The organism is Flagellimonas sp. S3867, from assembly GCF_014698935.1.
In the GTDB taxonomy this organism is placed as follows: Bacteria; Bacteroidota; Bacteroidia; order Flavobacteriales; family Flavobacteriaceae; genus Flagellimonas.
In genome coordinates, this window is record NZ_JACVMN010000001.1 from 1,608,470 (window position 1) to 1,635,369 (window position 26,900).

Here is a 26,900-nt window from a genome sequence, read left to right on the forward strand (position 1 = left end):
TTGATTTTATTTAGAGTATAACTCGACGATTAATTGTTCCTTGATATTTTCAGGAATCTGCATTCTTTCAGGAATAGCTACGTATGTACCTTCTCTCTTTTCAGAATTCCAAGTAATCCATTCATAAACACTACTGTTGTTTGCCAATGAATCATTGATGGCTTGAACGGATTTTGATTTTTCCCTAATGGCAACCACGTCGCCAGGTTTTAGAGAATATGAAGGAATATTTACTATTCCACCATTTACCGTAATGTGTCTGTGCGAAACCAATTGTCTTGCACCACTTCTTGTTGGTGAGACCCCCATTCTGTAGACTACATTGTCTAAACGGGATTCACACAATTGAAGCAATACCTCACCGGTAACGCCTTTGCTACGGTTGGCCTTGTCAAAAAGGTTTCTAAATTGTTTTTCCAAGATACCGTAGGTATACTTGGCTTTTTGCTTTTCCATTAACTGGATTGCATATTCAGACTTTTTACCACGGCGTCTGTTGTTTCCGTGTTGTCCTGGTGGGTAACTTTTCTTTTCGAAGGCTTTATCGTCTCCGAAAATCGCTTCTCCGAACTTTCTAGCGATTTTTGATTTTGGTCCTGTGTATCTTGCCATCTTCTTTGTTTTTGAAAGTACGATTATGAATTAAGGCTTATCCTTCGATAATCTATAGTGCACTTTCGTGAAGACCCTTTTGGGCCCATTATGATTATTAATTAAACTCTTCTTCTTTTTGGTGGTCTACAACCGTTGTGCGGTAGTGGGGTAACATCGATGATCTCTGTAACCTCTATTCCTGAATTATGGATTGAACGAATCGCAGATTCTCTACCATTTCCAGGTCCTTTTACGTAAACCTTTACTTTTCTAAGTCCAGCTTCGTGTGCAACTTTTGCACAATCTTCAGCAGCAACCTGGGCAGCGTAGGGAGTGTTCTTTTTAGAACCTCTAAATCCTAGTTTACCCGCGGAAGACCAAGAAATTACATCTCCTTTTTTGTTTGTCAAAGAAATGATGATGTTGTTGAAGGATGCGGTAACGTGTGCCTGACCTACAGATTCTACAACTACTTTGCGCTTCTTGGTTGTTTTTGTACTTGTCTTTGCCATATTTTTTAGTTTCTAGTTGTTAGTTCTTAGTTATTGGAATCCTAGACTTTTACATTTCAAACAGATTCTTCTAACGTCTAAATACTAATGACTACTATTATTATTTAGTTGCTTTTTTCTTGTTAGCAACTGTTTTTCTTTTTCCTTTTCTGGTCCTAGAGTTATTTTTGGTACGTTGACCTCTTAACGGCAATCCTGATCTGTGACGAATTCCACGGTAACAACCGATATCCATCAAACGTTTGATGTTCAATTGCGTTTCTGAACGAAGTTCACCTTCAATAGTGTAAGAGGCAACCGCTTCACGGATTTTCCCTATTTCATCGTCATTCCAATCTGAAACTTTAGTATCCTCACTTACTTGGGCTTTTTCCAAAATCTCTTGGGCCCTACTTTTACCAATTCCGTAAATGTAGGTAAGTGAAATAACTCCACGCTTTTGTTTAGGTATATCTACACCTGCAATTCTTGCCATAATTACCCTTGTCTTTGTTTAAATCTAGGATTCTTTTTGTTGATTACGTATAATCTGCCTTTTCTGCGCACTATCTTGCACTCGGCACTTCTCTTCTTTATTGATGCTCTTACTTTCATCGTAATTAGTATCTGTAAGTAATTCTTGCTTTTGTTAAATCATATGGACTCATCTCTAGTTTTACCTTATCGCCCGGAAGCAATTTGATGTAATGCATTCGCATTTTTCCAGAGATGTGTGCCGTTACAACATGACCGTTCTCTAATTCGACTCTAAACATTGCGTTTGACAATGCTTCGATTATAGTTCCGTCTTGTTCTATTGCTGGCTGCTTTGCCATAAATTATGCTACTTTTCTATTTTTACCGGTTTTCATCAAACCATCGTAATGTCTGTTCAACAAATAAGAATTTACTTGTTGTACTGTGTCAATAGCAACGCCCACCATAATTAATAATGACGTTCCTCCATAAAACAATGCCCAACCTGCCTGCACATCCATCAACTTAACCACTACCGCAGGTAAAACTGCCAATAGGGCCAAGAAAACTGAACCTGGCAATGTGATCAATGACATTATCTTATCCAAATAATCACCTGTTTCCTTACCCGGTCTAATGCCTGGAATGAAACCTCCACTTCTTTTCAAATCATCGGCCATTTTGTTCGTAGGAACGGTAATCGCCGTATAGAAATAAGTGAATATGATGATCAATATCGCGAATAATATGTTGTAGGCCAGTCCGAAAATATCGGCAAACTGAACTTCCATCCATTGTCCAACAGCAGTATTATTAAAGGTTCTACCCAATAAACTTGGGGCGAACATAATAGCTTGTGCAAAGATAATAGGCATAACTCCAGAGGCATTCAACTTTAATGGGATGTACTGTCGTGATCCCATAACATTCTTTTCATATCCTCCTGATGCTGTTCTTCTTGCATATTGTACTGGAATCTGCCTTACCGCCATAACCAACAGCACACTGGCCAAAATAACCAAGAACCAGATAATAACCTCAATCAAAATGAACATAATACCTCCGGTATTGTTCGTTGTTCTGGAAATAAATTCTTGAACGAAAGATTGTGGCATTGTTGCTATGATACCGATCATGATTAAGAGGGAAATACCGTTTCCGATACCTTTATCAGTGATTTTTTCACCCAACCACATGGCAAAAACACAACCTGTTACCAAGATGATTACAGCAGGAGCAATGAAATCCAAACCTTTACCCAGTATAAAAGCACTGTCTGGAACGCCAAGTGCTCCCAAACCAAACAAATATGCCGGTGCCTGAACTATACAAATAGCAATGGTCAACCAACGAGTGATTTGGTTAATGGTCTTCCTACCACTTTCTCCTTCTTTCTGTAGTTTTTGCAAGTAAGGAATTGCAATACCCATCAACTGCACCACAATAGATGCCGAGATATAGGGCATGATACCCAAAGCAAAAACGGATGCGTTAGCAAACGCACCTCCTGTAAAAGCATTAAGAATTCCCAGAATACCACTTTCGGTATTTGAGGTCAATTGCGCCAATTGGGAAGTATCAATACCGGGAAGAACAATCTGTGCACCAAAACGGTATACCAAAAGCAGACCTAAGGTAATTATGATTCGCTGCCTTAGCTCTTCAATCTTCCAAATATTTGATATGGTCTCAATAAATTTCTTCATGCTTATTTTTACTTATAAACTTATTGCTTCACCTCCTGCGGCCTCGATTGCTGCTTTTGCAGAAGCAGTAAATTTATGTACAGATATTTTTAGGGCAGCTTTTAACTCACCATCTCCTAAAATCTTTACCAAATCGTTTTTGTGTGCCAACCTGTTTTCAACAAGGATATCCAAAGTAACTTCCTTCTTCACTACACCATTGTCGACCAATTCTTGCAATTTGCCCAAATTGATACCTTGGTATTCTTTTCTGTTGATATTCTTGAATCCAAACTTAGGAACTCTACGTTGCAAAGGCATTTGACCACCTTCGAAACCAAGTTTTTTCGAGTATCCAGATCTAGATTTAGCACCTTTGTGACCTCTTGCTGAAGTTCCGCCTTTTCCCGAACCTTCTCCTCGTCCTAAGCGTTTTCCGTCTCTGTTTACAGCGCCTTCTGCTGGTTTAAGATTATGTAAATCCATGTACCGTTATATTTTAAGCTTCCTCAGTGGAAACCAAGTGTTTTACCTTATTTATCATTCCAAGGATATTAGGCGTTGCATTGTGTTCCACAACGTGCCCAATCTTGCGCAAACCAAGGGCTTCTAAAGTCCTTTTTTGGTTTTGAGTCCTCTTGATGGCGCTTTTTACTTGTTTAACTTTAATCTTTGACATAATATCCTCTATTTATCCCTTAAAGACTTTTTCTAAAGAAATTCCTCTTTGCTTTGCTACAGTGCTGGCATCTCTTAATTGCAAAAGTGCATCGAAAGTAGCTTTTACCACATTGTGAGGATTGGAAGATCCTTGTGATTTTGACAATACGTCGTGTACACCAACAGCTTCCAATACTGCTCTCACTGCACCGCCGGCAATAACTCCGGTACCATGTGAAGCTGGCTTAATAAAAACTCTTGCTCCTCCGTACTTTCCTTTTTGCTCATGCGGAAGAGTTCCTTTGTTTAAAGGAATGCGAACCAAGTTCTTTTTGGCATCCTCGATAGCTTTTGCGATAGCTGTTGCTACTTCTTTGGATTTTCCTAAACCATGTCCCACTACTCCATTCTCATCACCAACAACTACAATTGCTGAAAAACCGAATGCTCTACCACCTTTGGTAACCTTTGTAACCCTTTGGACACCTACCAAACGATCTTTCAACTCCAGTCCACCTGGCTTAACTACTTCTACGTTCTTGTATTTCTGGTACATAGTTTATTTAGAATTTTAATCCTGCTTCGCGTGCTCCTTCGGCCAATGATTTTACTCTTCCGTGATATAGGTTTCCTCCTCTATCGAAAGCTACAGCCTTTACACCTAGTTTAAGTGCTTTATCGGCAATTGCTTTACCAACTTGGATTGCCACCTCACTTTTGGTTCCTTTTGCTTCTACATCCTTGTCTCTTGATGATGCAGCTGCCAAGGTAACCCCCTTTTCGTCATCAATCAATTGAGCGTATATCTCTTTGTTGCTTCTGAAAACAGACAATCTTGGTCTTGCTTCAGTACCAGAAGAAACTTTTCGTATTCTTCTTCTGATTCGTAATCTTCTTTCGGTCTTAGATAATCCCATAGTGCTACTAATTATGCTGATTTACCTGCTTTTCTTCTTAATTGCTCACCAACAAACTTGATTCCCTTTCCTTTGTAAGGTTCTGGCTTACGGAAAGCTCTGATCTTGGCAGCAACTTGTCCTACCAATTGTTTGTCATGAGACGTTAATTTTATAATTGGATTCTTTCCTTTTTCGGAAATTGTTTCAATCTTTACTTCAGGTGCAATGTTCATAACTATGTTATGTGAGAACCCAAGTGCCAAATCCAATTTTTGTCCCTGGTTACTGGCTCTATATCCAACTCCGACCAACTCCAATTCTTTGCTCCATCCTTTGGAAACACCTTCAACCATATTGTTCATAAGGGAACGATACAGTCCGTGTTTTGCTTTATGTTCTTTTGAATCAGATGGTCTTGCAACATGAATGGCTCCATCTTCAACCTTTATCGCAACTCCTGAAAATTCTTGGGTCAATTCGCCCATATTACCCTTTACGGTAACTACATTCTCGTTCACTTCTACAGTGACACCTTCAGGAATTGTAATTGGATTGTTACCTATTCTAGACATTTTTTTTCTCTTTACTCAATTAATAAACGTAGCACAATACTTCGCCGCCCACGTTATCTTGCTTTGCTTGTTTGCTGGTCATAACTCCATGAGAAGTCGAAACAATAGCAACTCCCAAACCGTTAAGAACTCTTGGCAATTCATCTGAACCTGTATATTTACGAAGTCCAGGTCTACTTACCCTCTGCAATTTTTTAATAATCGGCTCTTTGGTAAACTTATCGTATTTCAAGGCAATTTTAATATTTCCTTGAACCTTGTTATCCTCGAACTTATAGCTCAAAATATATCCTTGGTCGAACAATATTTTGGTAATCTGTCTTTTTAAATTGGAAGCAGGAATATCTACTACCCTATGACCTGCGCTACTGGCATTTCTAATTCTGGTCAAATAATCTGAAATTGGATCTGTAAGCATTTCTTTTCTTTATCTGTTTACCAACTTGCCTTTTTAACTCCTGGAATCAAGCCTTGATTGGCCATTTCCCTGAAAGTAACCCTCGAGATACCGAATGTTCTCATGTAACCTCTTGGTCTTCCAGTCAATTTGCAACGATTGCGCATACGCACAGGAGATGCATTTTTAGGCAACTTTTGCAAAGCTTCGTAATCTCCGGCCTCTTTTAAAGCCTTTCTTTTCTCAGCATATTTTGCAACCGTTTTAGCCCTTTTTACCTCACGGGCTTTCATTGATTCCTTAGCCATATTAGTTCTTTTTAAAGGGTACTCCCAATTGGGTTAACAATGATTTTGCTTCTTTATCTGTTTCAGCAGAAGTAACGAACGTAACATCCATTCCATTAATTCTGTTGATTTTGTCAATATTGATTTCTGGAAAAATGATTTGCTCAGTTATTCCAAGATTGTAATTTCCTCTTCCATCAAAACCATTGGCCTTCACTCCTTGAAAATCACGTACCCTTGGAAGGGCAGATGTAATCAATCTATCCAAAAATTCATACATACGTTCTCCTCTAAGTGTTACTTTGGCGCCAATTGGCATCCCTTTTCTTAACTTAAAGGCAGCAACATCTTTTTTAGACATTGTGGCTATTGCTTTTTGCCCCGTAATGTTGCTCAACTCATCAACTGCATGGTCAATTAGTTTTTTGTCGGATACGGCAGCACCAACACCACGGCTCACAACTATTTTTTCCAATTTAGGAACCTGCATTACATTTTTGTAACCAAACTCCTCGGATAGTGCTTTTACCACACGCTCCTTATATTCTGCTTTTAATCTTGGAATGTAACTCATAACTAAATTACTTCATTGGATTTTTTGGCGAACCTTACTTTCTTTCCATCCCTTACTTCGTATCCAACTCTTGTGGCATCACCAGATTTTGGGTCAATCAACGAAAGATTGGAGATATGTATAGGGGCCTCTTTTTTTACAATTCCTCCCTGAGGATTCTTTGCGCTAGGCTTTTCGTGTTTGGATACAGTATTGACACCTTCTACGATAGCTTTGTTCTTATCGCTGTCAACCTTGAGCACCTTTCCTTCGGATCCCTTGTGGTCTCCCGTGGTCACTCTAACTGTATCTCCTGTTTTTATTTTCAACTTCATCTCTGTGATATTTCTTTTAAAGCACTTCTGGTGCCAATGAAACAATCTTCATGAACTGCTTGTCCCTAAGCTCTCTGGCAACCGGTCCAAAAACCCTAGTTCCTCTCATTTCACCAGTAGGGTTCAATAATACACATGCATTGTCGTCGAAACGGATATAAGAGCCATCTGGTCTTCTTACTTCCTTCTTTGTTCTAACTACAACTGCTGTTGATACAGAACCTTTCTTTATCGTACCATTGGGTGCAGCTTCCTTAACGGTAACTACAATCTTATCTCCCAATGAAGCATATCTTCTTTTTGTTCCCCCAAGTACACGGATGGTCAAAACTTCTTTTGCACCTGTGTTATCCGCAACTTTTAATCGTGATTCTTGCTGTACCATAATTATTTAGCTCTTTCAAGGATTTCAACCAATCTCCAGCATTTTGTCTTGCTCAATGGTCGGGTTTCCATTATTTTAACGGTATCGCCTTCCTTGCAGTCATTCTTTTCGTCGTGGGCAACATATTTTTTGGTCTTTAGAACGAACTTACCATACATTGGGTGTTTCACTCTTTTTACCTCGGAAACCACAATTGATTTCTCCATTTTGTTGCTGGTAACAACCCCTATTCTTTCTTTTCTTAAGTTTCTTTTTTCCATAAGGCAGAACCAATTATTGTAATTCCCTTTTTGTTAATTCCGTTGCAAGTCTTGCCACCGTCCTTCTTGTTTTTTTAATCTGTAAAGGATTTTCCAAAGGAGTAACGGAATGTGCCATTTTTAAATCAGCGTGTTGCTTTTTTAAATCTGTCAACTTTTCCCTTATTTCTTCAATTGAAAGTTCTTTTATCTCTGATTGTTTCATCTTTCTTTTCAATTAAAATTTAAGCAGAGTAATCCCTAGCTACGATAAACTTGGTTTTCACTGGCAATTTTTGCGCTGCAAGCCTTAATGCTTCCTTTGCAATATCCATAGGAACCCCCGCTACTTCGAACATAATCCTTCCAGGTTTAACAACGGCTACCCAATATTCTGGAGCACCTTTACCTTTACCCATACGTACTTCAAGAGGTTTCTTCGTGATAGGCTTGTCCGGGAAAATTTTAATCCACAATTGACCTTGCCTTTTCATATACCTTGTCGCAGCAATACGTGCAGCCTCTATCTGACGGGAAGTGATGAAATGTGAATCCAAGGATTTGATACCGAACATTCCATTGGAAAGTTGGTGTCCTCTTTGGGAATTCCCTTTCATACGTCCCTTCTGGGCTTTACGAAATTTTGTTCTTTTTGGCTGTAACATTTTACCTTTACTTTATCTTATTACTTTCTACGACGTTGTGGTTTCTTACCATCACGTTTGTCGCCTTTACCTTGACCTTTAGACAATCCTACTAGTGGGGAAAGTTCTCTTTTTCCATAAACCTCACCCTTCATTATCCAAACTTTGATTCCCAATCTTCCGTAAGTAGTATGTGCTTCATGTAAAGCATAATCTACATCTGCACGGAAAGTCGATAATGGAATTCTTCCTTCTTTGTAAGACTCGGAACGTGCCATTTCAGCTCCGTTCAAACGTCCAGAAATCTGAATTTTGATTCCTTCCGCATTCATACGTATTGCAGCTGCAACAGCCATTTTAATAGCTCTTCTGTATGAAATTCTGCTTTCAATCTGTCTTGCAACACTAGCAGCAACCAAATTGGCATCCAGCTCAGGTCTCTTTATTTCATGAATATTGATCTGAACCTCTTTATTGGTGATTTTCTTAAGCTCTTCTTTAAGTTTATCAACCTCTTGTCCACCTTTACCGATAATAATACCTGGTCTAGCCGTAGTAATAGTAATGGTGATCAGTTTTAAGGTTCTTTCGATAATTACCCTTGACACACTGGCTTTTGCCAAACGTGCATGGACATATTTTCTGATCTTATCGTCCTCAGCAAGCTTATCGCCATAATCATTACCTCCATACCAGTTGGATTCCCATCCTCTGATAATTCCTAAGCGATTTCCTATCGGATTGGTCTTTTGTCCCATATTATACTCTAGCTTTGAACATTATTGTTAGATTCCAAGATCATGGTAACATGGTTGGAACGTTTTCTAATTCTATGTGCTCTTCCTTGTGGTGCAGGTCGTAGTCTTTTCAACATAGTTCCTCCATCCACACGGATCTCCTTAATAAAAAGGTCAGCATCTTCAATGCTTGCATCTTCATTTTTAGCTTCCCAGTTGGCAATTGCTGAAAGCAATAGTTTTTCCAACTTTCTTGAAGCTTCTTTCGGGTTGAACCTTAGAATAGCCAAGGCCATTTCTATCTGCTTTCCTCTAATCAAGTCAGCGACCAAACGCATTTTTCTTGGTGAGGTTGGACAGTTGTTCAACTTTGCGATAGCGAGCTGCTTTTTCTCTTCTTTTAACCTTTCGGCCATTTGTCTTTTACGAACTCCCATAGCTTACTTACTTTTTACCTTTGTTTTTAGCTCCTGCATGACCTCTAAAAGATCGTGTAGGTGAAAATTCTCCAAGTTTGTGACCTACCATGTTCTCAGTAACATACACAGGAACAAATTGTCTCCCGTTGTGCACCGCGATGGTCTGTCCTACGAAATCCGGAGTTATCATTGAGGCTCTTGACCATGTTTTGATAACCGTTTTCTTACCTGAATCTATATTGTTCTGGACTTTCTTTTCCAGACTATGATGAACGTAAGGTCCTTTTTTTAATGAACGTGCCATTTACTTTTTCTTTTATTTCTTTCTACGTTCTATGATATATCTATTGGTGTCTTTTGTCTTAGAACGCGTTCTAAATCCTTTAGCAGGAATACCGTTCTTAGATCTTGGATGACCTCCAGAAGCCCTTCCTTCACCACCACCCATAGGGTGATCGACTGGGTTCATTGCTACTGGTCTAGTTCTTGGTCTTCTACCCAACCATCTGCTTCTACCTGCTTTACCAGATACCAACAATTGGTGGTCAGAGTTGGAAACAGCTCCAACAGTGGCCAAACAACTGGCCAGTATCATACGTGTTTCTCCTGATGGCAATTTAATGGTAACAAACTTTCCATCTTTTGCCATCAATTGTGCAAATGTACCAGCGCTACGTGCCATAACAGCACCTTGACCTGGTCTCAGTTCAATACAAGAAATAATGGTACCCAAAGGAATTTCACTTAATGGAAGTGCATTTCCAATTTCCGGGGCAGCTTTGGCACCTGAAGAAATCTTCTGACCTACCTGCAAACCATTTTGGGCAACTACATATCTTTTTTCACCGTCTTTGTACTCAACAAGTGCGATAAATGCAGTTCTGTTGGGATCGTATTGGATAGAAACAACTTTGGCTTCAACTCCTTGCTTATCTCTTTTGAAATCGATAACACGATACCTTCTTTTGTGACCTCCACCTCTATGGCGAATAGTCATTTTTCCTTGACTGTTCCTACCACCTGACTTTTTTAACGGAGCAAGCAAGCTTTTCTCCGGCTTATCAGTAGTAATCGCGTCAAATCCGTTTACTACTCTAAAACGCTGTCCAGGGGTTATCGGTTTTAATTTTCTAACTGACATTTCTCGTCTTTATAGATTACTGTAAAAATCAATAATATCACCTTCCGCCACATCAACTATTGCCTTTTTTAAAGCATTTGTTTTTCCGTGTTGGATACCTGTTTTTGTATAACGACTCTTACGACTTGGACCATAATTCATGGTTCTCACCTTTTCTACAGAAACTCCATAAGTAGCCTCAACCGCTTCTTTAATTTGAAGCTTGTTGGCCGTTGGGTCAACGTAGAAACCATAACGATTGAAAAGCTCGCTATCCGCGGTCATTTTTTCCGTAATGATTGGTTTTATCAACACACTCATGATTTTCTTATTTCTTAAGGTTCGATTCTATTCCTTCCAAAGCACTTTCAGTAAGCACTACATTGTTAGCGTTAACTATTTTGTAAGTGCTTAATTCTGAGTTAGTTATAACTTCAGAACGCTCCAAATTGCGCGACGACAAATATACATTATTATTTGAATCGCCCAACACGATAAGAGACTTTTTATTTTCCATTCCAAGAGAGGTTAAAAAAGCAACGAAATCTTTGGTCTTTGGCGCTTCAAAATTGAAGTCCTCAACAACTGTAATTGCCTTCTCTTTTGACTTTAATGTTAAGGCTGATTTACGAGCCAAACGCTTAACATTTTTGTTCAGTTTTTGGGTGTAATCTTTTGGTCTTGGGCCAAAAATTCTACCACCACCTCTAAAAATAGGAGACTTAATGCTACCGGCCCTTGCGGTACCTGTACCTTTTTGCTTTTTAATTTTTCTGGTACTTCCGGCAATCTCAGCTCTTTCTTTAGCTTTGTGAGTACCTTGTCTTTGGTGTGCCAAATACTGCTTTACATCTAAATAGATGGCATGCTCATTAGGCTCTATTTCGAAAACATCCTTAGAAAGGTCAACCTTTCTTCCCGTTTCTTTTCCTTTGATATCTAAAACTGCAACCTTCATTACTTCTCAATTGTTACGTAAGCATTCTTGTGACCTGGTATAGCACCTTTTACCACGATAAGGTTTTTCTCAGGAACAACTTTCAATACTCTCAAGTTTTGAACTGTTACTCTATCTCCACCCATTCTACCGGCCATTTTCATACCTTTGAAAACACGGGCAGGATAAGAGGCCGCACCAATGGAACCAGGAGCTCTTAATCTGTTGTGCTGACCATGCGTAGCTTGACCAACTCCAGCAAATCCATGTCGTTTAACAACTCCTTGGAATCCTTTTCCTTTTGATGTACCAATTACATCAACAAATTCACCTTCTTCAAATAGATCAACACCTACTGTGTCTCCTAATTTGTATTCACCTTCAAAATCCCGGAACTCAACGACTTTCTTCTTGGGAGAAGCACCTGCTTTTTTAACATGACCCAATTCGGCCTTGTTTGCACGTCTTTCTGCCTTGTCATCGAAACCAAGTTGAAGGGCACTGTACCCGTCCACCTCTTCGGTTCTGACTTGGGTAACCACGCATGGTCCAGCTTCAATAACGGTACATGGAACATTCTTTCCATTCTCGTCGAAGATGCTGGTCATACCGATTTTTCTTCCTATTAACCCAGACATATTTATAATTATTAATTGTTTACTTTTTGTTGCGCCAATTTCTTGGCAAAAAAATTGGGTCAAGAAAATCCTCTGACCCAGATTTTTTTCTTTCACCGTTTTTCCCTTGCGAAACGCTCAGGACATGTCCTCCACCAATATAGTGGCGGAAAATTTACTTATACTTTGATCTCAACCTCAACACCACTTGGAAGCTCAAGCTTCATAAGGGCATCAATGGTTTTTGATGAAGAGCTATAAATATCCAACAACCTCTTGTACGAGCTTAATTGGAATTGCTCTCTAGATTTTTTGTTCACGTGAGGTGAACGCAAAACCGTAAATATCTTCTTGTGCGTTGGCAACGGAATTGGACCAGTAACCACCGCACCTGTTGTCTTAACTGTCTTAACAATCTTCTCAGCAGACTTATCCACCAAATTGTGATCGTAAGATTTAAGTTTTATTCTAATTTTTTGACTCATCTTGCTGAAAAATTAAGCGGTTACTCCTTTTACTGATTTAATAACTTCCTCTGCAATATTGGTTGGAGTTTCGGCATAGTGCGAAAATTCCATCGTTGATGTTGCTCTACCCGAAGACAATGTTCTTAATGATGTAACATAACCAAACATTTCCGATAAAGGAACCTCTCCTTTAACTACTTTGGAACCAGCTCTATCACTCATATCGCTAATAGTTCCTCTACGTCTGTTAAGGTCACCTACAATATCACCCATGTTTTCTTCAGGTGTTAGCACCTCAATTTTCATGATAGGCTCCATCAATACAGATCTAGCAGACTTTGCAGCAGATTTATATCCCATTTTTGCAGCCAACTCAAAGGACAATGAATCTGAATCCACAGGGTGGAAAGAACCGTCCTTCAGAGTTACCTTCATACTATCCATTTCGAATCCAGCTAAGGGACCATTTTTCATAGCCTCTTTAAATCCTTTTTCTACAGATGGAATATATTCTTTAGGAATATTACCTCCTTTTATTGTGTTTACAAATTCCAATCCTACTACTTCATCACCTGCAGGCTCCATAGTAAAGACGATATCGGCAAACTTACCACGACCACCAGACTGTTTCTTATAAACTTCTCTATGATCAGCAGCTTGTGTAATTGCCTCTTTGTATTCAACTTGAGGTTGACCTTGGTTAACCTCAACCTTGAACTCGCGACGTAAACGGTCGACAATAATATCCAAGTGAAGCTCGCCCATACCAGAAATAATGGTCTGTCCTGAAGCTTCATCGGTTTTTACCTGGAATGTAGGGTCTTCTTCCGCCAATTTCGCCAAAGACATCCCCAATTTATCTACATCAGCCTTAGTCTTAGGCTCAACTGCAATACCGATTACTGGATCAGGGAAATCCATACTTTCCAATACGATAGGATGTTTTTCCGCAGACATGGTATCCCCAGTCTTGATGTCCTTAAATCCAACAGCCGCACCTATATCGCCCGCTTCTATATAATCAATAGCATTTTGTTTATTGGAATGCATTTGATAAATACGTGAGATACGTTCTTTTTTACCTGAACGGTTGTTCAAGATATAAGAACCTGCATCTAAACGACCAGAGTATGCTCTAAAGAATGCCAAACGACCAACGAAAGGATCTGTAGCAATTTTAAATGCTAAAGCAGAAAATGGTTCTTTCGGGTCTGGTTTTCTAGTTACTTCGTTTCCTGTATTCGGGTCAGTACCTACAATATCATCCTTATCCAAAGGTGAAGGCAAGTAACGACAAACAGCATCCAATAAAAATTGAACACCTTTATTTTTGAATGAGGAACCACAAATCATGGGAATGATCGCTCTATCCATTACAGCGGCTCTAAGTGCAGCATGTACTTCTTCCTCAGTAATGGAATCTTCATCCTCGAAGAATTTTTCCATTAACTCTTCATCATATTCAGCAACGGCTTCGATTAAGGCAGCTCTATACTCCTTAACTTCAGCTTTCATTTCCTCAGGGATATCGATAACATCAAAAGTAGAACCGAAGCCCTCTTCGTGCCATACTATAGCTCTATTCTTTGCCAAATCCACTATTCCTTTGAAATCCGCTTCATCTCCAATGGGAAGAACAATAGGAACTGCATTGGAGCCCAACATGGTTTTAACCTGGTTGCACACCATAAGGAAGTTAGATCCTTGACGGTCCATTTTGTTCACGAAACCAATACGTGGAACTTTGTAGTTATCGGCCAATCTCCAGTTAGTTTCGGATTGAGGCTCTACACCATCAACCGCACTAAACAAGAAAACCAATCCATCCAATACACGTAATGAACGATTCACCTCTACGGTAAAATCAACGTGTCCGGGAGTATCAATAATATTAAAGTGGTATCCTTTGGCGTCAGCTGTAGGCTTCCCTTGTTCGGTAGGGAACTCCCATGTACAGGTTGTAGCGGCAGAGGTAATGGTAATACCACGCTCTTGCTCTTGCTCCATCCAGTCCATTGTAGCTGCACCATCGTGCACTTCACCTATTTTGTGACTTACACCGGTATAAAAAAGAATACGCTCTGTAGTAGTGGTTTTTCCAGCATCAATATGTGCCGCAATACCAATATTCCTTGTATATTTTAAATCTCTTGACATTTTACCAACTAGAATCTAAAGTGAGAGAATGCTTTATTTGCTTCAGCCATTTTGTGGGTATCCACTCTTTTCTTTACTGCAGCACCTTCTTCTTTTGCAGCAGCCAAAACTTCCGCAGCCAATTTTTGCGCCATTGATTTTTCATTACGCTTTCTTGCATAACTGATCAACCACTTCATTGCAGTAGAAATTTTTCGGTCTGGACGAATTTGCATTGGAATCTGAAATGTAGCACCACCAACTCTTCTACTTCTCACCTCTACGTGTGGCATTACATTGGAAAGGGCATCTTTCCAAAGCTCCAATCCTGATTTTTCTTCGTCAGTATTTTTCTCATCAACAATATCAATTGCATCATAAAAGATTTTGAAAGCAACTGATTTTTTCCCATCCCACATCATCATGTTTACGAAACGTGTTACCAACTGATCATCAAATCTTGGATCTGGCAACAATGGCCTTTTCTTTGCCTGTCTTTTTCTCATTACTTCTTCTTAAAAGCGTTAATTACTTCTTAGGACGTTTTGCTCCGTACTTAGACCTACGTTGTGTTCTACCGGCTACACCAGCAGTGTCCAACGCACCACGAACAATGTGGTATCTAACACCTGGTAAATCCTTTACTCTTCCACCTCTTACCAATACTATCGAGTGTTCTTGGAGGTTGTGTCCTTCTCCAGGGATGTAAGCGTTCACTTCTTTACCATTTGTAAGCCTTACCCTTGCAACTTTACGCATTGCGGAGTTAGGTTTTTTTGGTGTAGTTGTGTAAACACGCGTACAAACCCCTCTTCGTTGAGGACACGAATCCAAAGCAGCCGATTTACTCTTCTTGGTAATTGTGACTCTTCCTTTTCGTACTAATTGTGAAATTGTTGGCATTAAAAATTTCTATTAAATAAAAATAACCCTCTTTTTGAGGGCTGCAAATGTAATGATATTTCGGAATAATTCAAATGCCTTACTCTTTTTTTACAAGAATAATTCAATGCATTTGTCCATCGATGCGATTCAATATTCCATAACGCAGATTTAGGTTAGCCAAAAATATTGATTCAGAATGAGGAAATGGAATTTGGAATAACCAAAAATATTGTATTCAAGGTTACTATTTTAAGGGTATATATATTAAGGTATAGATGAAAAAGTTAATTCATCCCCAAACATGACCTTAATTTATTGAATTGACATAATCGATCAATTTAATTAAATGTTCTTTTTCCTTGAGACTGACATTGTTTTCTTTAATAAACTTTTTCACTTGCCCATGATTTTCCTTGGGAATGAACTCCATTAAAGCTTTTTTGGAATTCTTCAAGCGCTGCGGATTTTTTTCACCAACTGCAATATAATAGGTGTTGGAAGTCAGAAATTGGGGTGGCACTGGCTCATGATACGAGGTTTCAGGTTTTTTGCCCTCTTTGAAGTTTTTGGTCTTTTTATGATACAAACTGTATTTGTCATTTGAGATCAACTCTGAAAGATATCCTTCAACAAAGTTTTTTTCATTATCCACAAAACTTTTTAGAACATATTTCTCATTTCCGATTTCAAAAGTCAGCCGTGTACTTTTAGAAATAGCTTCAGCTTCGTGTTTTTCCGTTTTTTTTGCCTCCATTTCATCGGCGTAGGCATTATACCGCATAAGATAACTGCCATAATACTGGTCCCCCAGATAAACTTTGCCCATTATAAAATCCTCATCAAAATACATTGAGCCTCTTATGTCGGATAGCTTAATTGGTTTCCCATTCCAATTTCTGAACCTATTGGTCAACTCATTCATATGAGCGGTCATCGTGGTATTGTTCCAAATAGGACCAACAGAACTCAAAGTACTCGAATAACCCTCTTGGGAAAAACTTTGGTTTAGAGAAAGAAAACCATTGAACAAAAGCAGAAAAGATAGAATATTGTTCGTATTCATTATTTTTTTTGTTAACAATCTACAATGATTGAAGCTTTAGAAAGTACTTCTACATCGGGAACACAAAAAGAAAGTTTTAAGAATAAAAATTATTTAAACCTTACTATTATAAAATAAACCCACCCTATGTGTATCAATTCACATATTTACTTGTAGCGGAACACTATCCACTAAAATTGGGCATTTACGTTACAAATCCCACATTATTTATCACTGTTTCAGCAAATTCTAACATATTCAACACCACGAAAATTTCTATTCAAAAGTTTTAATAAACAAGCTATTGTACATCAAGAATTTTGAATAATCCGGATAAAGCCCATTGTAATTGCAAACATCATCTTAAAATTTTAGTAAAATTAGTTTGGATTATTAACATGAAATTATGATTTTAGCGCCTAGCTAATTCAAATAATTTTAAAATGAGAACAAAACTTAATGGATTGTTAACGCTGTTATTGGCGTTTGTTGTGCAAATTTCCCTTGCGCAAGACAAGACGATTTCAGGTACAGTTACGGATTCCTCTGGACTTCCGCTGCCTGGTGTCAATATTGTCGTTGAAGGCACCACTAACGGTACCCAAACAGATTTTGATGGAAACTATGCTATTAGTGCAAGTCAAGGTCAAACACTTCTTTTTACTTACATTGGACAAAGAGCCACAAGCAGATTGATTGGTGCAGAGAGCGTAATCAATGTTCAAATGGAGGACGATACCCAAGCCCTAGAAGAAGTAGTTGTTACCGCTCTTGGTATTAAAAGAGAGAAGCAAGCGCTGGGTTATGCCGTAACCGAAGTAGGTTCAGAAGATTTGGAACAACGCCCAGAAGGTGATGTTGCCCGTGTTCTTCAAGGAAAAGCTTCTGGTGTACAAATTACACAACAGAGTGGGCTTTCCGGTTCAGGTACAAATATTATAATTAGAGGTCAAACAACCTTTGCCGGTAGTAACCAAGCGTTATTTATCGTAGATGGTGTTCCTTTTAGTACTGACACGAATCCTTCGGGAAGAAACGGATCCCGTCAAGATTTCGTTAACGGTAATAATGGTTCAAGTAGATTCTTGGATCTTGACCCAAACAGTATTGAGAGCGTAAACGTTCTTAAAGGACTTGCAGCAGCAACGCTTTATGGTTCACAGGGTCGTAACGGGGTAATTTTGATTACCACAAAAGGTGGTTCAACTCAACAAGGACCCAAAAAGACAGAGATTACAGTTAATTCATCGATATTCTTTAACGAAATTTCTTCGCTGCCAGATTATCAGAATGAATATGGTAATGGTTTTGATCAAGCCTTCGGATGGTTCTTTAGTAACTGGGGGCCTAGTTTTAGAAGAGAAGGTGCCTCAGGTTGGGGTAACCAAGCTGCTATTGATGACAATGGAACACTTGCCCACCCATACTCCACGTCAACAGCTGCTATCCAAGCTGCTTTTCCAGAGTTTCAGGGAGCAAGATACGACTGGAGACCTTATGACAGTGTAAAGAACTTCTTTAAGACAGGTACAGTCGCCAATACTTCTGTCAACGTTAGAGGAACTTCAGATGACGGGAAAGTTGGTTACAACATGAACTATGGTTATTTAAAAGATAACGGTTTTACGCCTAACAACAGTGTTACCCGTAACACACTTTCTGTGGGAGGTAGAGCGATTTTATCCAACAAGTTTACTGTCAACGGTACATTGAACTTCGCTAGAACAAAGTTTGTCTCGCCACCTGTTGCTTTAAGTCAAGGTAACGGTGCGACAGGTACAGGTTCTTCCGTGTTCGGTGACCTTTGGTTTACGCCAAGAAGTATCGATGTTCAAGGACTACCTTTCCAAGATCCCATTACTGGTGGAAGTGTTTATTACAGACAGAACAACTCTATCCAGCACCCTCTTTGGACGGTTAACAATGCTGAGACCAACCAAGAGACCAATAGGGTTTTTGGGCAGGCAACTGTTCAGTATGAGCTTAACGACAACTTGAATATTATTTACCGAGCAGGTATTGATATCTATAGTGAAGGAAATACAAATTTCCAAAACAAAGGAGGTATCAACAGTAATAGTGGTGACGTTAGATTGGCAAGTGGTATCTATGAAACATGGAACAATACCAATACAATATGGGATCACAACCTTGTATTGAACGGAGATTATGATATCACCGAAAAAATCGGTTCCACATTTAACGTTGGAGCAACCACACGTCGAGAAGTATTTAACCAAAATGGTGTTGCCAGTGATGGCCAACAAGTTTTTGGAGTATTAAGACACTTTAACTTCTTGAATCAAAATGAGATCGAAAGCTTCATCGAAAGAAATATTGCAGGGGTATACGCTCAGGCAGATTTTGACTATGACAGCTTCTTATATTTAACGCTTGCGGGAAGAAACGATTGGGTTTCTAACTTTTCTACAGAAAACCGTTCTCAGTTCTACCCTAGTGCAAGTGTATCTTTTATACCTACAGCAGCTATCGATGGTTTGAAATCCGAAAACATTTTAAACTATCTGAAAATTCGTGGTGGTATTGGAGTTTCTGCTAACTTTGATGGTACTTCAGCTTATCCAATTGCAAGTACCTTGACATTGGATACACAAGATTTTCAAGATGGGTCCGGAAGAAACGTAGTTTCAAATACTACAGGAATACGACTTGGTAATCCTAACCTGCAACCAGAGACTTTGGAAGAAATCGAAGTTGGTATTGAGTCCAGATGGTGGGATAGCAGAATTACTTTGGATGCTTCCGTTTATCAAAGAAAAACCAATGATTTGATTTTGGACAGACCGCTTGATCCAGCAACTGGGTTTACGGTTACTGCAACCAATATTGGTGAAATTGAATCTGAAGGTGTTGAAATCGATTTAGGAGTCAACTGGATCAGAGCTAAAGACGAAGGTGGTTTCGATTGGACTACCAACTTAAACTTTACAGCTTACGAAACAACAGTAGTTGATTTAGGATTAGATACTGATCAGGTAGTTTATTCAGGATTTTCAAACTTAGGTAATGCTGCCATTGAAGGAGAGCCTTTAGGTGTTTTCTTCGGAAGTCAGATACTAACCGATGCCAATGGAGATTTTGTTGTAGGTGCAGATGGTAACTACGTTCAAGCTCCAAATGATGGCATCATCGGTGATCCAAACCCAGATTGGGTAGCAAACGTAAGAAACAGCCTTTCTTATAAGAACTTTACTCTAGGATTCCAATGGAACTACACCCAAGGAGGTGACGTATACTCATCCACTATTTCCACATTGTTGGGTAGAGGTTTGATTACAGAGACCATTGACAGGGAGAACACTTTTATTCTTCCAGGTGTGGATGCAAACGGAAATGTCAATAACAGACAGATCAACAATTCCACGTATTTCTTTAGTAACCTTTTGTTCGGTCCTAGCGAACTGCAGGTTTATGACGCTACCACGGTTAGATTACAAGAAGCTTCATTGAGCTATAGCTTGCCAAGTAAATTCTTGGACAAGACGCCATTTGGCTCACTTTCGTTCACCGTATCAGGAAACAATCTTTGGTACAGAGCAATAAATACTCCCAAGGGTGCAAACTTTGATCCTAATACATCAGGTACTGGTGTAGGTAACGGTTTTGGATTTGATTTTATCAACGGACCAAGTTCAAGAAGATACGGACTTAGTGTAAAAGCATCATTCTAAGAATAATAACTATGAAAATAATGAAAAATATAAACAGATATTTGACTTTGACGGTCTTGGGAGGATTGCTTGCATTCACCTCCTGTGAGACCACGGAGCTCGACATTACAGCGAATCCAAATGCGCTTACCCCTGATCAAGCAGGTGTCGACTTCTTCTTAAATTCAATTCAAGAAGATTTTGTAAGGCAATTTGAAGGAGATGCAGATTTTGACCTTAGCGATAACTGGGCCTCTGGTGGAAACACCACCGGTGATGGTTTCAACGAATTGGGAATGGAACTGACACGTGTTGTAAACATGAATGGTAGAAACTATACCAGTGTTTATCAAGACAGTGACATGAACGATGAATGGATCAACGCTTATAGAGGTGTTCTTGCCGACATTCGTGCCATGACACCATTGGCAGAGGAAGCAGCTCAGACCAGACACATTGGGATAGCGCAATTTATTGAGGCATATCTAATGATCAGCATGGTTGACTTCTTTGGTGATGTCCCCTATTCCGAAATCATTCAAGGAGGAGAGCAAAACTTCAATCCCGCGGTAGATTCAGGTGCTAGTATCTATGATGCCATGTTGGTGTTGTTAGATCAAGCCATTGCAAATTTCAATAGTACGCCATCAGCAAATCCAGCACAGGATTTCTTCTATGGCAATGATTATGGTAAATGGGAAAGAGCGGCCAATACACTTAAATTAAAGATTTATCTTCAACGTAGATTGGTAGATTCAGGTGCAGCCGCAAGCTTTAATGCAATCATAGCTAGTGGAAATTATATTCAAGATACAGCAGACGATTTTCTTTGGGCTTGGCCTGCAACAAGTGCTACACAGCCTGATACTAGACACCCAAGATATGGTATTAACTACCAAGCTGCCGGTGCTGGAGAATACATGTCCAACTGGTTAATGCAAACAATGGATACTTCAGATGATCCAAGAACACGTTACTATTTTTACCGACAGACCAATGCTGTTCCAGGTGCAGAGATAGCACCTAACGAGGAATTGTTGAACTGTTCTTTGGAAACTCCTCCTCAGCATTATATAGATGCAGGTTTTGGTGGCGACTTCTGTTACCTTCCAAACGGTTTCTGGGGTAGAGCACATGGTGAAGCAGATGGTATTCCGCCAGATGGTCTTTTAAGAGCTACCTATGGTACTTACCCTGTTGGTGGTAGATTCGATGATGATAGTTTCCAGGCTATTGGCCCATCTTCAGGTGGAGCTGGTACAGGAATCACAAACTTATTGACAGCCTTTGGTGTCGATTTTATGAGAGCCGAAATGGCACTTGCAGCAGGTGATGAACCTGGAGCACGTACTTTCATGTTGGCTGGTTTGGCAAAATCAGTTGCCAAAGTTCAAGCCTTTTTGGCCGGTAGAGAAGCAGGAGCAGACGTGTCTTTTGCACCTTCAGAAGGTGATGTCAACGGGTATAGCACTCAAATCGGAATCGATTATGATGATGCCGATACAAATGGAAAATGGGACATTCTAGGAGAGCAAACCTTTATTGCCCATTTTGGAAATGGTGTTGAAACCTATAACTTCTACAGAAGAACAGGTTTCCCAACAACATTACAGCCAAACTTGGAGCCTGACCCTGGAGTTTTTATCCGTTCCATGTACTACCCTGCTAATGCTGTGAACAACAACTCCAATATCACTCAGAAGGCAGATCAGACACAACCCGTTTTCTGGGATACTAATGCAACTGCCCCGGTGGCGAACTAAAAAAAAGAGCAATGAACATAAAATTTAAATTCATGAAAAATTATAAGGTATATGTCCTGCTTGTCATGGCAGTCTTTATCACCTCATGTTCTGAGGATGATAAGATTTCCGTACTTGTACAGGAGACTGTAGGAAGTGGCGCTATCTTGAGAACTTTGTCCCAGTCTGGCGCGCTAGATATGTTTGATACAGCCAGTACGTTGTCATTCTCAATTCAAGAGCAAGATGACCAAGGAGGTGCCCTTTTGGACAATGTTGTGATAACCGCAACTTTTATTGACAATAACGGAACCGACAACTCTGGTTCAGGAGTTCTTGCCACAATATCTGAATTTGGCACATTTGAGGGACTTCCAAGTTTTGATTATGATGTTACTCTCGCTGAAGTGCTTACTGCCGTAGGAGTAACGCTTCCACAGGTACTTCCTGGAGATCAGTTTGTGATAGACATGGAACTTTTCACTACAGATGGAAGGTCTTTCAAAAACTCTGACACAACAGGTAACGTAAGCGGTGGGTCTTTCTTTAGTTCTCCTTACCGATATACAAAAGTGGTGGATGACGGAATTGAGTTTGCCATAGAAGACGTAAATGATAACGAAGTTTCCCTTACAAATCCCAATACAGATTATTCTGTTTCTATTACCATAGATGATGGGAACGATCAAGCCTTAGTGGAAACATTGAACATATACCGTGCATTTGTTGATAGGAGTATTGGTGATGGTGAAACAAGCCGATCTGAAGATGAAGCACTTTTCGCGACTTTCACAATTGCTGATTTGGATATTGAAGAAGGAGTAAGCTCTCTTGATTACGTTATTACTTTGGATGATCTTTATGGTCCAAACTTAACTTTTGATGATCTTGGTGTAAATGATGAGTTCCAATTGAGATATGAAGTGGTTACGGCTGATGGCCGAATTGTAACTACCGATGAGAACGACACTGAGTATTACAGAGCAGTCTTTGTTACAGAATGTATACAATTAAATGCGGACGCTCCTTTCCCCGGCGAATACACCATTAACTTCTTTGATAGTTTTGGTGATGGATGGGATGGTGCATTCTTTACGGTAACTATTGATGGAGAACAAGTAGGAGGAAATCTTACCATAGAAAATGGTGAGAATGGCACAGAAACTTTTACAGTTCCTGAAGGTGCAACTTCGCTAGTACTTAGTTATACGTCAGGTAACTTTGAAGAAGAGCACACCTATACTCTATTGGACCCTAATGGCAATTCAGCTGGAGCTGGAGGACCATTTATTGAAGTAGGGCCAGTTGAAATACAAGTTTGTGAGTAATAGAATCATATTTTCTATATAGAAAAAGGCATCCATAATATGGATGCCTTTTTTGATGATATCAAGTATTGTTAGATTATATTTGAGTTTTCGACTCAATATTCTAAGTTCACCTTTTCAAATTAAATCAATACATTAAACAACGATTAAGCATTGATAGTTTTTCATTGCAAATCCGTAGGCATTAATTCAAGTATATTCCCATCATGATTACTTTAACCAAAAAGAATATATTTTTCCTATTGACAGCAGTTTTCCTTATACCTGTTGGTTGTGACACCGTAAAGAAAAATGAGGAAGCCCAATCAGGAACATCTACTGACTTTGCCCAAAAGCAAACGCTATTCAAAAAACTTGACCGATCTTCAAGCGGCATTAATTTCTCCAACACTATTCAGCATGATGTTTCTACCATGCACAATCTTTTCGACTACGACTACTTCTACAATGGAGCTGGTGTCGGTGTCGAAGATTTGAACAATGATGGCCTTTTGGATGTTGTTTTTAGTGGGAATCAGGTCGAAAATAGAATATACCTGAACCAAGGAGACCTGAAATTCCAAGATGTCACTAAAGCTGCTGGTATTAATGCTGGCAAGCAATGGTCCAATGGCATCACTTTTGTTGACATCAACAATGACGGTTGGATGGACATCTATATTTCCCAAGGAGGTCCAAATTCGAGAGAAAATCGAAAAAATCTACTACTCATCAACCAAAAAGACAGCTCATTTCTAGAAAAGGCCGAAGAATACGGCTTGGCAGATATGGGCATTAGCACGCAATCTGCTTTTTTTGATTATGACAAGGACGGTGACCTTGATTGTGTTGTGATGAATGAAAATGAACTTTATGGGCTCGATCCCATAAGCTTAAAAAGATACGTTGGTTCCACTGAAGAAAATTTATATTTCAATTCTTCGCACCTGTACCGCAATGACAACGGAAAATTCATTGATGTAACCAAAAGTGCCGGACTGGAAAAACCCATTTTTGGATTAGGGCTCATGATCTCTGATCTTAATGAAGATGGTTGGATGGACATTTATATGGCCAGTGACTATTACCTGCCCGATGTTATGTACATCAATAATAGAAATGGAACCTTTTCCGACCAAATAAAGGAAACCACCAATCAAATTTCATTTTACGGAATGGGAATTGACGTGGCAGATTTGGATAACGACACCCTACAGGACATTTTTGTGCTCGATATGGCGGCCAATGACCATGTAAGATCCAAAACACTGATGGCTTCCATGAGTACAGGTCGATTCGATTATCTGGTAAACAAAGCGGATTTCCAATATCAGTACATGTATAATTCGCTACAAAAAAATGTCGGAGGCCTTAAATACAACAACATATCCCAAATGTCCGGAGTGGCCAATACGGATTGGAGTTGGTCGGTTTTGATGAACGATTTTGACTTGGATGGTCAAAAGGAAATCCATGTGACCAATGGTTACAGACGGTACGCACTGGATAATGATCTACAAAGACAAGTTTTTGAGGCCAGACAAAAGTATGGTGGCAATGTTCCACTTGAAGTAAAACATCAACTATACGAGTCCATGCCTTCTGAAAAATTGCCCAACATTATGTACAAGCAAAATTCGGAATTGAACTTTACCGATGTTTCTTCGGAATGGGGTTTGGCCGATTTTTCCTTTAGCAATGGTGCAGTTTCCGCTGATTTGGACAACGATGGAGACCTTGACCTTGTTATTAACAACATGGATGATAACGCCTTTGTATATCAAAACCTATCCGTTGAGGAAAAAAGGGGTAATTATCTCAAGGTAATTGCAAAAGGAGAGAATTCGGAGGAATTTGCCAAGGTTAAAATCAACGTTGGCGACAACGCTCAATTGATTGAGATAAAACGTGTACGAGGCTATAGGTCTTCACAAGAAAATAATGCTCTTTTTGGTATTGGATCCAATACCACGATAGATACTGTTACCATCTACTGGAAAAATGGCAAGATGCAGCAGAAATTTAATATTCCTGCCAATTCTACCCTTACATTTAATAAAACTGAGGCCAAAGAAACCTACATACCTAATCAATCCCCCAAAGGCTATTTTAAAAATGTAAATGGTCTAAATATCGGATTGGATTTTGTTCATAAAGAAAATGTTTACGATGATTTTGAAGACGAAATATTGTTGCCGTACAAACAATCCAACTTGGGGCCTTTTATCTCCAAAGGCGATATCAATAACGATGGACTAACCGATTTTCACGTAGGAGGTGCCTCAGGGCAAGCAGGACAGATTTATCTGCAGAACAACAAAGGTTTTACCAAAACAAGCTCCCCTGCCCTACATAATGATGCCCAATTTGAGGATATGGAATCCATGTTCTTTGATTTTGACGGAGACAACGACCTAGATTTATTTGTTACTAGTGGAGGCAATGAATTTGCCGAACATTCCTCGTATCACACGGATAGAATTTATTTGAATGATGGTGCAGGCAGTTTTACTCGATTGGAAAGTGATGCCTTGGGCAAATATCCAAAAAATGGGAAGTCAGTTAGTTTTATCGATTACGATAAGGATGGTGACAACGATATTTTGGTGGGGAATAGGGTATCCCCAAAAATGTATCCCAATCATCAACCATCCGCACTTTTTGAGAATGCTAACGGAGAATTGATCGAGGTAACCCAAGAGATTTCTCCCGGTTTTTCAGATTTTGGAATTGTAAATGATATTCAGGTAACAGACATAAATAATGATGGCTGGCAAGATTTTATTGCGGTCGGGGAATGGACAGGTATCGGTATTTTCATCAACGAGCAGGGAACATTTAAAAATATCAGCCCAGACAATGCCATCCTCAAAGAAAAAGGCTGGTGGTTTTCTGTAAGTGAGACCGATGTGAACAATGATGGCCTAAAAGATTATATCATTGGGAACGCTGGCCTCAACATCAAGTTCAAGGCTTCTGCCGAAAAACCTTTTAAAATCTACGCTACTGATTTTGACGATAACGGCACCAATGATATTGTATTGAGTAAAAAGTATAATGGAACCTATGTGCCGGTTCGCGGAAGGGAGTGTTCGTCTCAACAAATGCCATTCATTAAAGAAAAATTTGAAACCTATACCGAATTTGCGAATGCCAGTTTAACCGATATTTATGGAGAGAAACTAAACTCGTCTTATGAGAACAGCATTACGCAGTTTGAGTCGGTCCTTTTAATCAACAGAGGAAACCTCAATTTTGAGAAAAAACAGCTTCCAGTTAGCGTGCAATCCTATCCATTATTGGATTGTTCCTTTGTTGATGTGAACAAAGACGGGTTTGAAGATGTAATCACAGTGGGCAATATATATGAAACGGAGGTTGAAACACCTCGTTTGGATGCTCTTTCTGGCGTAATTTTATTATCCAATGGGAAGGATGGTTACCACAGTGTTCCACCTCAGGAATCAGGCCTTATTTTGGATGGCAATGTAAAAAGCATTGAACTCATCGAAGGGCCAAATAATCAAAAGTATTTAATTAATACAACCAATAATGGACCTTTGATGGTTCATAAAATTTCTTCTTAAGCAGAAGTAGTTTAC

35 protein-coding genes are annotated in these 26,900 nt (G+C 39.4%); 4 read left to right on the top strand and 31 right to left on the bottom strand.

The genetic code is table 11. The features are described from left to right. Positions 1–6: 6 nt before the first annotated feature. The 31 genes from rpsD to IAG46_RS07300 all read right to left on the bottom strand — a co-directional run bounded on the left by rpsD (position 7) and on the right by IAG46_RS07300 (position 16,599). On the bottom strand, positions 7–612 hold the full coding sequence (gene rpsD, locus IAG46_RS07150) for a 30S ribosomal protein S4 (RefSeq protein ID WP_190809612.1): 606 nt from the start codon (positions 610–612) through the stop codon (positions 7–9). Positions 613–713: 101 nt separating this feature from the next. Further along, entirely contained in the window at positions 714–1,106 is a 393-nt protein-coding gene (gene rpsK, locus IAG46_RS07155) for a 30S ribosomal protein S11 (RefSeq protein WP_190809613.1), read from the bottom strand. 100 nt (positions 1,107–1,206) lie between these two features. Beyond that, positions 1,207–1,581 (bottom strand): 30S ribosomal protein S13, encoded by a 375-nt coding sequence (gene rpsM / locus IAG46_RS07160; RefSeq protein WP_190809614.1) that lies wholly within the window; start codon positions 1,579–1,581, stop codon positions 1,207–1,209. A gap of 2 nt (positions 1,582–1,583) precedes the next feature. Beyond that, a complete protein-coding gene (gene ykgO, locus IAG46_RS07165) occupies positions 1,584–1,700 on the bottom strand; it encodes a type B 50S ribosomal protein L36 (RefSeq protein ID WP_013621733.1) in 117 nt (38 codons plus the stop codon). A 5-nt stretch (positions 1,701–1,705) separates the two neighbouring features. Continuing rightward, complete coding sequence (gene infA, locus IAG46_RS07170) at positions 1,706–1,921, bottom strand: translation initiation factor IF-1 (protein ID WP_014031991.1); 216 nt, start codon at positions 1,919–1,921, stop codon at positions 1,706–1,708. 3 nt (positions 1,922–1,924) lie between these two features. Further along, positions 1,925–3,268, bottom strand: coding sequence for a preprotein translocase subunit SecY (gene secY / locus IAG46_RS07175; RefSeq protein WP_190809615.1), 1,344 nt, complete (start codon positions 3,266–3,268; stop codon positions 1,925–1,927). 12 nt (positions 3,269–3,280) lie between these two features. Then, entirely contained in the window at positions 3,281–3,733 is a 453-nt protein-coding gene (gene rplO, locus IAG46_RS07180) for a 50S ribosomal protein L15 (protein ID WP_190809616.1), read from the bottom strand. Positions 3,734–3,746: 13 nt separating this feature from the next. Continuing rightward, positions 3,747–3,926 carry a 50S ribosomal protein L30 gene (gene rpmD, locus IAG46_RS07185; protein WP_190809617.1) on the bottom strand — a complete coding sequence of 60 codons (180 nt, stop codon included), beginning with the start codon at positions 3,924–3,926 and terminating at the stop codon, positions 3,747–3,749. A 12-nt stretch (positions 3,927–3,938) separates the two neighbouring features. Beyond that, entirely contained in the window at positions 3,939–4,463 is a 525-nt protein-coding gene (rpsE, locus tag IAG46_RS07190) for a 30S ribosomal protein S5 (RefSeq protein WP_190809618.1), read from the bottom strand. Between the two features lie 7 nt (positions 4,464–4,470). Continuing rightward, entirely contained in the window at positions 4,471–4,824 is a 354-nt protein-coding gene (rplR, locus tag IAG46_RS07195) for a 50S ribosomal protein L18 (RefSeq protein WP_190809619.1), read from the bottom strand. An 11-nt stretch (positions 4,825–4,835) separates the two neighbouring features. After that, entirely contained in the window at positions 4,836–5,378 is a 543-nt protein-coding gene (rplF, locus tag IAG46_RS07200) for a 50S ribosomal protein L6 (RefSeq protein WP_190809620.1), read from the bottom strand. A gap of 19 nt (positions 5,379–5,397) precedes the next feature. Continuing rightward, positions 5,398–5,796, bottom strand: a complete 399-nt coding sequence (gene rpsH, locus IAG46_RS07205; RefSeq protein ID WP_190809621.1) for a 30S ribosomal protein S8 — start codon at positions 5,794–5,796, stop codon at positions 5,398–5,400. 17 nt (positions 5,797–5,813) lie between these two features. Next, positions 5,814–6,083 carry a 30S ribosomal protein S14 gene (gene rpsN, locus IAG46_RS07210; RefSeq protein ID WP_055397065.1) on the bottom strand — a complete coding sequence of 90 codons (270 nt, stop codon included), beginning with the start codon at positions 6,081–6,083 and terminating at the stop codon, positions 5,814–5,816. A gap of 1 nt (position 6,084) precedes the next feature. Beyond that, entirely contained in the window at positions 6,085–6,636 is a 552-nt protein-coding gene (gene rplE / locus IAG46_RS07215) for a 50S ribosomal protein L5 (protein WP_190809622.1), read from the bottom strand. A 2-nt stretch (positions 6,637–6,638) separates the two neighbouring features. Continuing rightward, a complete protein-coding gene (rplX, locus tag IAG46_RS07220; RefSeq protein ID WP_223826600.1) occupies positions 6,639–6,950 on the bottom strand; it encodes a 50S ribosomal protein L24 in 312 nt (103 codons plus the stop codon). Positions 6,951–6,966: 16 nt separating this feature from the next. Further along, a complete protein-coding gene (gene rplN / locus IAG46_RS07225) occupies positions 6,967–7,335 on the bottom strand; it encodes a 50S ribosomal protein L14 (protein ID WP_190809623.1) in 369 nt (122 codons plus the stop codon). Positions 7,336–7,337: 2 nt separating this feature from the next. After that, entirely contained in the window at positions 7,338–7,595 is a 258-nt protein-coding gene (gene rpsQ / locus IAG46_RS07230; protein WP_109661651.1) for a 30S ribosomal protein S17, read from the bottom strand. Positions 7,596–7,608: 13 nt separating this feature from the next. Next, positions 7,609–7,800 (bottom strand): 50S ribosomal protein L29, encoded by a 192-nt coding sequence (gene rpmC / locus IAG46_RS07235; protein WP_190809624.1) that lies wholly within the window; start codon positions 7,798–7,800, stop codon positions 7,609–7,611. Between the two features lie 19 nt (positions 7,801–7,819). Continuing rightward, entirely contained in the window at positions 7,820–8,239 is a 420-nt protein-coding gene (gene rplP, locus IAG46_RS07240; protein ID WP_055397052.1) for a 50S ribosomal protein L16, read from the bottom strand. A 20-nt stretch (positions 8,240–8,259) separates the two neighbouring features. Beyond that, entirely contained in the window at positions 8,260–8,976 is a 717-nt protein-coding gene (gene rpsC, locus IAG46_RS07245) for a 30S ribosomal protein S3 (RefSeq protein ID WP_190809625.1), read from the bottom strand. Between the two features lie 8 nt (positions 8,977–8,984). Continuing rightward, entirely contained in the window at positions 8,985–9,392 is a 408-nt protein-coding gene (gene rplV / locus IAG46_RS07250) for a 50S ribosomal protein L22 (protein WP_190809626.1), read from the bottom strand. A gap of 7 nt (positions 9,393–9,399) precedes the next feature. Then, entirely contained in the window at positions 9,400–9,678 is a 279-nt protein-coding gene (rpsS, locus tag IAG46_RS07255) for a 30S ribosomal protein S19 (protein WP_097047030.1), read from the bottom strand. Between the two features lie 12 nt (positions 9,679–9,690). Further along, positions 9,691–10,515: a 50S ribosomal protein L2 gene (gene rplB, locus IAG46_RS07260; RefSeq protein WP_190809627.1), complete on the bottom strand. Its 825-nt coding sequence runs from the start codon at positions 10,513–10,515 to the stop codon at positions 9,691–9,693. A 9-nt stretch (positions 10,516–10,524) separates the two neighbouring features. Further along, entirely contained in the window at positions 10,525–10,815 is a 291-nt protein-coding gene (gene rplW / locus IAG46_RS07265) for a 50S ribosomal protein L23 (protein WP_190809628.1), read from the bottom strand. Positions 10,816–10,822: 7 nt separating this feature from the next. Further along, positions 10,823–11,452 (bottom strand): 50S ribosomal protein L4, encoded by a 630-nt coding sequence (gene rplD, locus IAG46_RS07270; RefSeq protein ID WP_190809629.1) that lies wholly within the window; start codon positions 11,450–11,452, stop codon positions 10,823–10,825. Continuing rightward, on the bottom strand, positions 11,452–12,069 hold the full coding sequence (gene rplC / locus IAG46_RS07275) for a 50S ribosomal protein L3 (RefSeq protein WP_190809630.1): 618 nt from the start codon (positions 12,067–12,069) through the stop codon (positions 11,452–11,454). Before rplC ends, rplD begins: the two co-directional genes overlap by 1 nt. Before the next feature lie 158 nt (positions 12,070–12,227). Beyond that, positions 12,228–12,533: a 30S ribosomal protein S10 gene (gene rpsJ, locus IAG46_RS07280; RefSeq protein ID WP_007094989.1), complete on the bottom strand. Its 306-nt coding sequence runs from the start codon at positions 12,531–12,533 to the stop codon at positions 12,228–12,230. A gap of 12 nt (positions 12,534–12,545) precedes the next feature. Next, entirely contained in the window at positions 12,546–14,672 is a 2,127-nt protein-coding gene (gene fusA / locus IAG46_RS07285) for an elongation factor G (RefSeq protein ID WP_190809631.1), read from the bottom strand. An 8-nt stretch (positions 14,673–14,680) separates the two neighbouring features. After that, positions 14,681–15,157 (bottom strand): 30S ribosomal protein S7, encoded by a 477-nt coding sequence (gene rpsG, locus IAG46_RS07290; protein WP_190809632.1) that lies wholly within the window; start codon positions 15,155–15,157, stop codon positions 14,681–14,683. A 22-nt stretch (positions 15,158–15,179) separates the two neighbouring features. Then, positions 15,180–15,554 carry a 30S ribosomal protein S12 gene (gene rpsL / locus IAG46_RS07295; RefSeq protein ID WP_031445118.1) on the bottom strand — a complete coding sequence of 125 codons (375 nt, stop codon included), beginning with the start codon at positions 15,552–15,554 and terminating at the stop codon, positions 15,180–15,182. Between the two features lie 289 nt (positions 15,555–15,843). Further along, on the bottom strand, positions 15,844–16,599 hold the full coding sequence (locus tag IAG46_RS07300) for a hypothetical protein (RefSeq protein WP_190809633.1): 756 nt from the start codon (positions 16,597–16,599) through the stop codon (positions 15,844–15,846). 422 nt (positions 16,600–17,021) lie between these two features. Between IAG46_RS07300 and IAG46_RS07305 the strand changes: the two genes are divergently transcribed. The 4 genes from IAG46_RS07305 to IAG46_RS07320 all read left to right on the top strand — a co-directional run bounded on the left by IAG46_RS07305 (position 17,022) and on the right by IAG46_RS07320 (position 26,885). Beyond that, a complete protein-coding gene (locus IAG46_RS07305; protein ID WP_190809634.1) occupies positions 17,022–20,270 on the top strand; it encodes a SusC/RagA family TonB-linked outer membrane protein in 3,249 nt (1,082 codons plus the stop codon). 20 nt (positions 20,271–20,290) lie between these two features. Then, entirely contained in the window at positions 20,291–22,012 is a 1,722-nt protein-coding gene (locus tag IAG46_RS07310; protein ID WP_190809635.1) for a SusD/RagB family nutrient-binding outer membrane lipoprotein, read from the top strand. 32 nt (positions 22,013–22,044) lie between these two features. After that, entirely contained in the window at positions 22,045–23,319 is a 1,275-nt protein-coding gene (locus tag IAG46_RS07315) for a hypothetical protein (RefSeq protein WP_190809636.1), read from the top strand. A gap of 206 nt (positions 23,320–23,525) precedes the next feature. Then, positions 23,526–26,885 (top strand): VCBS repeat-containing protein, encoded by a 3,360-nt coding sequence (locus tag IAG46_RS07320; RefSeq protein WP_190809637.1) that lies wholly within the window; start codon positions 23,526–23,528, stop codon positions 26,883–26,885. The last annotated feature ends 15 nt before the right edge of the window (positions 26,886–26,900 follow it).

Coding starts and splice junctions, on each gene's coding strand:
- rpsD (WP_190809612.1), bottom strand. CDS start 612: ATGGCAAGATACACAGGACCAAAATCAAAAATCGCTAGAAAGTTCGGA.
- rpsK (WP_190809613.1), bottom strand. CDS start 1,106: ATGGCAAAGACAAGTACAAAAACAACCAAGAAGCGCAAAGTAGTTGTA.
- rpsM (WP_190809614.1), bottom strand. CDS start 1,581: ATGGCAAGAATTGCAGGTGTAGATATACCTAAACAAAAGCGTGGAGTT.
- ykgO (WP_013621733.1), bottom strand. CDS start 1,700: ATGAAAGTAAGAGCATCAATAAAGAAGAGAAGTGCCGAGTGCAAGATA.
- infA (WP_014031991.1), bottom strand. CDS start 1,921: ATGGCAAAGCAGCCAGCAATAGAACAAGACGGAACTATAATCGAAGCA.
- secY (WP_190809615.1), bottom strand. CDS start 3,268: ATGAAGAAATTTATTGAGACCATATCAAATATTTGGAAGATTGAAGAG.
- rplO (WP_190809616.1), bottom strand. CDS start 3,733: ATGGATTTACATAATCTTAAACCAGCAGAAGGCGCTGTAAACAGAGAC.
- rpmD (WP_190809617.1), bottom strand. CDS start 3,926: ATGTCAAAGATTAAAGTTAAACAAGTAAAAAGCGCCATCAAGAGGACT.
- rpsE (WP_190809618.1), bottom strand. CDS start 4,463: ATGTACCAGAAATACAAGAACGTAGAAGTAGTTAAGCCAGGTGGACTG.
- rplR (WP_190809619.1), bottom strand. CDS start 4,824: ATGGGATTATCTAAGACCGAAAGAAGATTACGAATCAGAAGAAGAATA.
- rplF (WP_190809620.1), bottom strand. CDS start 5,378: ATGTCTAGAATAGGTAACAATCCAATTACAATTCCTGAAGGTGTCACT.
- rpsH (WP_190809621.1), bottom strand. CDS start 5,796: ATGCTTACAGATCCAATTTCAGATTATTTGACCAGAATTAGAAATGCC.
- rpsN (WP_055397065.1), bottom strand. CDS start 6,083: ATGGCTAAGGAATCAATGAAAGCCCGTGAGGTAAAAAGGGCTAAAACG.
- rplE (WP_190809622.1), bottom strand. CDS start 6,636: ATGAGTTACATTCCAAGATTAAAAGCAGAATATAAGGAGCGTGTGGTA.
- rplX (WP_223826600.1), bottom strand. CDS start 6,950: ATGAAGTTGAAAATAAAAACAGGAGATACAGTTAGAGTGACCACGGGA.
- rplN (WP_190809623.1), bottom strand. CDS start 7,335: ATGGTACAGCAAGAATCACGATTAAAAGTTGCGGATAACACAGGTGCA.
- rpsQ (WP_109661651.1), bottom strand. CDS start 7,595: ATGGAAAAAAGAAACTTAAGAAAAGAAAGAATAGGGGTTGTTACCAGC.
- rpmC (WP_190809624.1), bottom strand. CDS start 7,800: ATGAAACAATCAGAGATAAAAGAACTTTCAATTGAAGAAATAAGGGAA.
- rplP (WP_055397052.1), bottom strand. CDS start 8,239: ATGTTACAGCCAAAAAGAACAAAATTTCGTAAAGCCCAGAAGGGACGT.
- rpsC (WP_190809625.1), bottom strand. CDS start 8,976: ATGGGACAAAAGACCAATCCGATAGGAAATCGCTTAGGAATTATCAGA.
- rplV (WP_190809626.1), bottom strand. CDS start 9,392: ATGGGAGTTCGTAAAAGACAAATGGCCGAAAGGTTAAAAGAAGAGAAA.
- rpsS (WP_097047030.1), bottom strand. CDS start 9,678: ATGGCACGTTCATTAAAAAAAGGACCTTACGTTCATCATAGTCTGGAA.
- rplB (WP_190809627.1), bottom strand. CDS start 10,515: ATGTCAGTTAGAAAATTAAAACCGATAACCCCTGGACAGCGTTTTAGA.
- rplW (WP_190809628.1), bottom strand. CDS start 10,815: ATGAGTGTGTTGATAAAACCAATCATTACGGAAAAAATGACCGCGGAT.
- rplD (WP_190809629.1), bottom strand. CDS start 11,452: ATGAAGGTTGCAGTTTTAGATATCAAAGGAAAAGAAACGGGAAGAAAG.
- rplC (WP_190809630.1), bottom strand. CDS start 12,069: ATGTCTGGGTTAATAGGAAGAAAAATCGGTATGACCAGCATCTTCGAC.
- rpsJ (WP_007094989.1), bottom strand. CDS start 12,533: ATGAGTCAAAAAATTAGAATAAAACTTAAATCTTACGATCACAATTTG.
- fusA (WP_190809631.1), bottom strand. CDS start 14,672: ATGTCAAGAGATTTAAAATATACAAGGAATATTGGTATTGCGGCACAT.
- rpsG (WP_190809632.1), bottom strand. CDS start 15,157: ATGAGAAAAAGACAGGCAAAGAAAAGGCCATTGTTGCCAGATCCAAGA.
- rpsL (WP_031445118.1), bottom strand. CDS start 15,554: ATGCCAACAATTTCACAATTAGTACGAAAAGGAAGAGTCACAATTACC.
- IAG46_RS07300 (WP_190809633.1), bottom strand. CDS start 16,599: ATGAATACGAACAATATTCTATCTTTTCTGCTTTTGTTCAATGGTTTT.
- IAG46_RS07305 (WP_190809634.1), top strand. CDS start 17,022: ATGAGAACAAAACTTAATGGATTGTTAACGCTGTTATTGGCGTTTGTT.
- IAG46_RS07310 (WP_190809635.1), top strand. CDS start 20,291: ATGAAAAATATAAACAGATATTTGACTTTGACGGTCTTGGGAGGATTG.
- IAG46_RS07315 (WP_190809636.1), top strand. CDS start 22,045: ATGAAAAATTATAAGGTATATGTCCTGCTTGTCATGGCAGTCTTTATC.
- IAG46_RS07320 (WP_190809637.1), top strand. CDS start 23,526: ATGATTACTTTAACCAAAAAGAATATATTTTTCCTATTGACAGCAGTT.